Here is a 6,180-nt window from a genome sequence, read left to right as displayed (position 1 = left end):
GGCAAGTTCATTATCCTGGTCGACGACGAAGACCGTGAGAATGAAGGGGACCTCGTCATTGCTGCCGAGAAAATCACGCCACAAGCCGTGAATTTCATGGCGAAGCATGCGCGGGGGTTGATCTGCCTGGCGCTCACGCCGGAACGGGTCGAAGAACTTCAGCTTCCACAGCAGGCGGTTGAAAACACCGCGACGTTCGGGACGGCATTCACGGTTTCGATCGACGCGCGAAAAGATATTACCACCGGCATTTCCGCGGCGGATCGTGCCACGACGATTCATGTTGCGATCGATCCGAAATCAAAGCCGACCGACCTGGCCAGGCCCGGGCACATTTTCCCGTTAAAGGCACAGCAGGGCGGCGTACTGAAGCGTGCCGGGCAGACTGAAGGGTCCGTTGATCTGGCAAAACTCGCCGGGCTGAATCCCTCCGGGGTAATTTGCGAGATCATGAACGAAGACGGGACGATGGCGCGTGTGCCGGAACTCACCAAGTTTGCGAAAGCACACAAGCTGAAGATGGTGACGATCAAGGCGCTCATCGAATATCGAATGCGACGGGAAACCTTCGTGAAGCGTGTGGCGAGCGCTCGCTTGCCGACCATGTTCGGCGAATTCCAGGCGGTCGCATTTGAGAATGAAGTCGACGGCGTGACGCATATCGCGCTGGTGAAGGGACGGGTGGACGGCGGTGAGCCGACGCTCGTGCGGGTACATTCCGGCTGTTTGACCGCCGACGCCTTAGGTTCGTTGCGGTGTGATTGCCGCGATCAGCTTCACAAGGCGATGGAGATCATACAAAAGGAAGGCCGCGGCGTGCTGCTGTACCTGAATCAGGAAGGCCGCGGCATCGGGTTGCTCAACAAGATCAGAGCGTATGGGCTGCAGGACGAGGGGAGTGACACGGTTGAAGCGAACCTGAAGCTCGGTTTTAAGGCGGATCTGCGCGACTATGGGGTAGGCGCCCAGATTTTGGTGAATCTCGGCCTGCACGCAATCAAGCTGATCACGAACAATCCGCGCAAGATAGTCGGGATCGAAGGCTACGGGTTGAACGTCGTGGAGCGCGTGCCGATCGAAATGCCGCCGCGTGACGCGAACGTGAGATATCTCCGGACCAAGAAGAAGAAGTTGGGGCACATTCTGAAGAAGGTCTAGTAAGGGCCGGTTGGATTGGTCTCTTGCTCACGCAACGCGCGGGCTAAGAAGCCCCTCGTTGGACGCGCGCAGTGAGCCCAACCCAACCGACCCTTCCAGTCTGTGCCGGGGGAAGGAAAAGCAGGAGAGCATGAAACTCCGTAAGGGTTCGCACAATGCAACCGGCTTAAAGTTCGGGATCGTTGTTGCGAGGTTCAACAAATTCGTTACAGGGAAGTTGCTCTCATCCTGTCGCGACAAGCTGACGAAGCACGGTGTTGAGGCCGATCACATCGAAGTCGTACGGGTGCCGGGGGCATTTGAAATTCCGCTTGTGGCGCGGACGTTGGCGGCGACGAAGCGGTTCGATGCGGTCATTTGTTTGGGCGCTGTAATCCGCGGGGACACGCCGCATTTCGAGTACATCAGTGCGGAAGCGAGCCGAGGTATCGGACAGGCGTCGCTTGAAACAGATGTTCCGATCATTTTCGGGGTGTTGACGACCGAGACAGTGGCGCAAGCCATCGAGCGGGCGGACCCTGCCAAGTTCAACCGCGGGGGCGAAGCGGCGAAGTCGGCGATCGAAATGGCGACGGTTATGCGCATGATTCGAGCGACAGCGGCTCCGGCATTCGAGTCTGGTGCCGTGAAGAGCAACGGCGGAAAGACACGCGCGACGCGAAGGCGTGCCAAGTAATCCATGGGATCTCGCCATCAATCGCGTGAGCGGGCATTGCAGATTCTTTTTCAATACGACATCCACGGGAAGCCGGGGCTTTGGCTCGATGAATTTTGGAAGCCGCTCAAGGACGATCAGGAGTCACGAGCCTTCGCAGAAAAACTCGTTGCCGGTGTCTTGGAGCATAAGAAGGAGTTGGATGAACTGATCGGCCGGTATGCGACCAATTGGAAAGTGAGTCGCATGCAGGTCGTAGATCGGAACATCCTCCGGCTTGGCGCGTACGAGCTTCTCTGGCTCGATGCGGTGCCGGCTAAGGTGACGATGAATGAAGCCATCGAACTGGCTAAGGATTTCGGCGACGACGACGCTGCGAAGTTCGTGAACGGGATTTTGGATAAGGTGCTTGCGAGCGAGCCGGCGCTCGATGCGAAAAGGCTGGAGGCTAGAGGCAACGGGCGAGCGGGCTAAAAGAAACAATTCGAGCGGATAGGCTGATCGGTCTGAAACCTATAGCCACCGGCCTCGCGTCTCTTGTCCGTCTTCGGAGAATGCAATGATCGATCGATATACCAGGCCGAGAATGAAAGCGCTGTGGGATCTCAAGCACAAGTATGAAATCTGGCTCGAGGTTGAATTGCAGGCTTGCGCTGCGTTCGAACGGACAGGGCAGGCGCCGCGCGGCACCGCCGCCAAGATCCGCAAGAAGGCCAAGATCAATGTGGCGCGGATTGCCGAAATCGAAAAGGTGACCAAGCACGATGTGATCGCCTTTCTGGAGTCCCTCATGGATACGGTCGGGCCGGAACATCGGTTTCTGCACATGGGCCTCACTTCGTCGGATATCGTCGATACTTCGCTTGCAGTGCAAATGACCGAAGCCTTGGACCTGATTCTGGAAGGGGTAGAAGGCTTGCTTACGGCGTTGCAGCGGCAGGCGTTGCGCCATAAGAACACGGTCATGGTGGGTCGTTCGCACGGGATTCACGGCGAGCCGATCTCGTTCGGGTTCAAGCTGGCGATTTGGTTCGAAGAAGTCGGCCGCCATTTGGAGCGGCTGCGTCAAGTAAGACAGGAAATCGCTGTCGGCAAACTCTCTGGGGCAATGGGTACTTTCGCCCATCAAGGGCCTGAAATCGAAAAATATGTTTGTACCAAGTTGGGCCTTAGGCCGGACCCTGTTTCGAATCAGGTCGTTCAGCGGGACCGCCATGCGGCCTATGCGACGGCACTGGCACTGCTGGCTGCGACAATTGAAAAAATCGCGACGGAGATCCGGCATCTTCAGCGGACCGAGGTGCAGGAAGCGGAAGAATATTTTTCGGAAGGGCAAAAGGGCTCGTCGGCCATGCCGCACAAGCGGAATCCGATCGTGTCGGAAAACCTCTGCGGTTTGGCGAGGGTAGTGCGCGCGAACAGTTTGGCGGCGATGGAGAATGTTACGCTCTGGCACGAGAGGGATATCAGTCATTCCTCGGTCGAGCGCGTGATCATGCCGGACAGCACGATTCTGATCGATTACATGCTGGCCAAGGTGACGGATCTCATCAAACACCTCGTCGTCTATCCGGCGAACATGAAACGCAATCTCGACCTGACCGGAGGCCTTGTCTACTCGCAGCGGCTACTCCTGACTTTGATCGAGAAGGGAGCACAACGGAAAGAGTCATACGAGGCGGTGCAACGGAACGCGATGGCGTCGTGGAAGGGAGCCGGGGGACTTCAACACTTGGTGGAGCGGGATCCCTTTATTTCCCAACACCTCAAGAAGAGCGAAATTGCGGCCTGCTTCAACCCGAAATACTATCTGCGGCATCTCGACCAGATCTTCCGCAGGGTTTTTCGAGGCAAGCGGGTGCTGGCGTCAAAACGAAGGAGGGCTCGATGACACTCCAACGATTTGTCCGGGTGGCGCTCCTGCTTTCGATGATGTCGGTGGTCGGCGCAGGATCATCTGACGCGGCCGCCGATCGGGAAAACTTGCTAAGTGCCCCCGGTGTGTATGGGACGTTCGCGGTCTATAGCTTGGAGGAAGATTGGGCCAAGCTGGAGACTCCGCATCGGATTGCCCAGCTGACCGCCATGCGCGGCGTGGTCGCGCAATACGGTGAGAAAGCTGTCATCGATCTGTATCTGCTCCGCGGCCTTTCCGATCATGCCGATATCATGTTCCGCATTCATGCGCTGGACCTCCGCACGACGCAAAAGTTCCTCGTCGATCTCCGGAACAGCTCGTTCGGCCGGTACCTTAAGTCGGTCTGGCTCATGAACGGCCTGACAAAAAAGGCGAATTACGTTCCCAGTTTTTCCGACCAGATGAAAGCGGATCTCAAGGGACCGAGTGTCGCCGGACCGAATCCCTATGCAATCGTGATCCCGATCCGGAAAAGCGCAGAGTGGTGGGCGCTGGATCAGCAGTCGCGTACTTCGATGATGCAGGAACACACGGCTGTGGCGCTTCCCTATCAGAAGACCATCAAACGGAAGCTCTACCACTCGACCGGTCTTGACGGCGCCGATTTCATTACGTATTTCGAAACGGCGAATCTGGAGGAATTCCAGAACCTGATTCTCGCGCTCAAACAGGTGAAGGAATTTCAGTACTCTCGTCGGTTTGGTCATCCGATCTGGTTGGGAACGGCCAAGTCGGTGGACGAGATTATCGAAACATTTGCGCAATAAGACGTGTTCGACGGGAACCTATTATGACGGCAGGCTCGCTGCTCTACGAAGGCAAAGCCAAGAAGATTTTCTCGACTGGAAATCCTGATCAGGTTTTGCAGTACTTCAAAGACGACGCGACGGCGTTCAACGCCCAGAAACGCGGCACGATCGTCGAAAAGGGCGTCATCAACAATAAAGTGTCGGAGCGGTTGTTCCGGTTGCTGGAACAGAACGGCGTGCCGACGCATTTCGTTGAGCGCAAGAGCGATCGGGAAATGCTCACGAAGAAGGTCACGATCGTGCCGGTTGAAGTAGTCGTACGAAACGTCGTAGCGGGTAGTTTGGCGAAACGGCTGGGATTAAAAGAAGGCGAGGTCATTCAACCGGCCATCGTCGAGTGGTACTACAAGAACGATGCGCTGGGCGATCCGTTGATTGCGGATGAGCATATTCGATTGCTGAAGCTGGCGACGCCGGAGCAGTTGGCGGAGATCAAGCGGCTGGCTCTGAAGATCAATGGGCTGTTGCAGCCGTTCTTTGCTGGACGGAAGATGATTCTGGTCGATTTCAAGCTGGAATTCGGGCTGCACAACGGAAAGTTGATTCTGGCCGATGAGATTTCGCCGGACACCTGCCGGTTTTGGGATCAGACGACAAAAGAATCGATGGATAAGGACCGGTTCAGGAAGGATTTGGGAAAGATTGAGGAGGCGTATCAAGAAGTATTGAAGCGGGTGTGTGGATAGAGAGGTTGCGCTATGCAGCCGTTCGCTTCACAGCCTCACGGAACGACCCTTTCGGATTCGGCCTGGCGGAAGCCTTCGGAAATTCCCTCGCGGACTCGGTCAGTTTCCGCTTTCCTTCCAGGCCGAGCCTCGAAGGGCCCCCGCTCCTCCCGGCAAGTTCGCTCACGGCAGCATGGCGCCGAGTAGACGCCTCTCCACATCCTTGGGGGGAGAGAGAAGAAGAGGAAGGGATGGTAAGAGGATTTTTGAACTACGGCTTGGTGGCGGCGGTGGTGGTATGGGCTGCGGTGCTTGCCATGATGGCCTATCGGCTCCAAGATTCACCATGGCGCTGGGCCTTTATTGGGCTGGTCTTGTTGGGGATCGCAACGGTATTTGGAATTTTTAAAATTCGAAAGTATGTCGACGAACAAATCAAAGCATCGGATGAGAAGAGGAGTAAATCGTGAAAGCCAAGATCCATGTGACGCTCAAAGCCGGCATTCTTGATCCGCAGGGGAAGGCCATCGAGCACGCGCTCGACTCGCTGGGGTTCAAGAACACGGCGAATGTGCGAGTCGGTAAGTATATGGAATTGGACGTGGCTGAGACTGATAAGGCCAAGGCCGAGGCTGAGGTCAAGGCGATGTGTGAGAAGCTGTTGGCGAACACGATCATCGAGGAATATCGGTACGAGTTACAGTGAGATGGCAAGATGGCAGGACTTGGTTTCGTGCTCGCGCAACGCGCGGCCTCGGAAGGCCCTCGTTGGACGCGCGCAGTAAAACCAAATCCTGCCATCTGGCTGCAACAATATTGGAGTGAAGGGGATGAAAGTCGGAGTCATTGTTTTCCCTGGCAGTAATTGCGATCACGATTGCGAGCATGTGTTTCAAGATGTGCTGGGGCAGTCGGTGGAGATGATTTGGCACAAGGAAACCTTGCCGACCGGGCTCGATGCCATTGTGGTGCCGG

Annotated in this window: 7 protein-coding genes and 2 pseudogenes; all 9 read left to right on the top strand. The window is 56.3% G+C overall.

Going from position 1 to position 6,180, the window contains the following annotated elements; genetic code table 11:
• On the top strand, positions 1-1,158 hold a 1,158-nt coding region (locus ACWVCN_RS04770), incomplete at its 5' end, for a bifunctional 3,4-dihydroxy-2-butanone-4-phosphate synthase/GTP cyclohydrolase II (protein ID WP_455244374.1).
• Positions 1,159-1,288: 130 nt separating this feature from the next.
• Positions 1,289-1,762, top strand: a pseudogene (gene ribH / locus ACWVCN_RS04765) (6,7-dimethyl-8-ribityllumazine synthase); the annotation flags it as partial.
• Between the two features lie 75 nt (positions 1,763-1,837).
• Positions 1,838-2,287 carry a transcription antitermination factor NusB gene (gene nusB / locus ACWVCN_RS04760; protein WP_455244373.1) on the top strand — a complete coding sequence of 150 codons (450 nt, stop codon included), beginning with the start codon at positions 1,838-1,840 and terminating at the stop codon, positions 2,285-2,287.
• Positions 2,288-2,372: 85 nt separating this feature from the next.
• Positions 2,373-3,704, top strand: a complete 1,332-nt coding sequence (gene purB / locus ACWVCN_RS04755; protein WP_455244372.1) for an adenylosuccinate lyase — start codon at positions 2,373-2,375, stop codon at positions 3,702-3,704.
• Positions 3,701-4,498, top strand: a complete 798-nt coding sequence (locus tag ACWVCN_RS04750) for a chlorite dismutase family protein (RefSeq protein WP_455244371.1) — start codon at positions 3,701-3,703, stop codon at positions 4,496-4,498. Before purB ends, ACWVCN_RS04750 begins: the two co-directional genes overlap by 4 nt.
• A gap of 23 nt (positions 4,499-4,521) precedes the next feature.
• Positions 4,522-5,226 (top strand): phosphoribosylaminoimidazolesuccinocarboxamide synthase, encoded by a 705-nt coding sequence (gene purC / locus ACWVCN_RS04745; RefSeq protein ID WP_455244370.1) that lies wholly within the window; start codon positions 4,522-4,524, stop codon positions 5,224-5,226.
• Positions 5,227-5,456: 230 nt separating this feature from the next.
• Positions 5,457-5,675 (top strand): hypothetical protein, encoded by a 219-nt coding sequence (locus ACWVCN_RS04740; RefSeq protein ID WP_455244369.1) that lies wholly within the window; start codon positions 5,457-5,459, stop codon positions 5,673-5,675.
• Positions 5,672-5,911: a phosphoribosylformylglycinamidine synthase subunit PurS gene (gene purS / locus ACWVCN_RS04735; protein WP_455244368.1), complete on the top strand. Its 240-nt coding sequence runs from the start codon at positions 5,672-5,674 to the stop codon at positions 5,909-5,911. Before ACWVCN_RS04740 ends, purS begins: the two co-directional genes overlap by 4 nt.
• Before the next feature lie 124 nt (positions 5,912-6,035).
• A pseudogene (locus ACWVCN_RS04730) lies at positions 6,036-6,180 on the top strand (phosphoribosylformylglycinamidine synthase I); the annotation flags it as partial.

It is taken from the genome of Petrachloros mirabilis (assembly GCF_975968855.1).
Note: the sequence above shows the minus strand (reverse complement) of the source record. Positions and strands in the feature narration are given on the sequence as shown.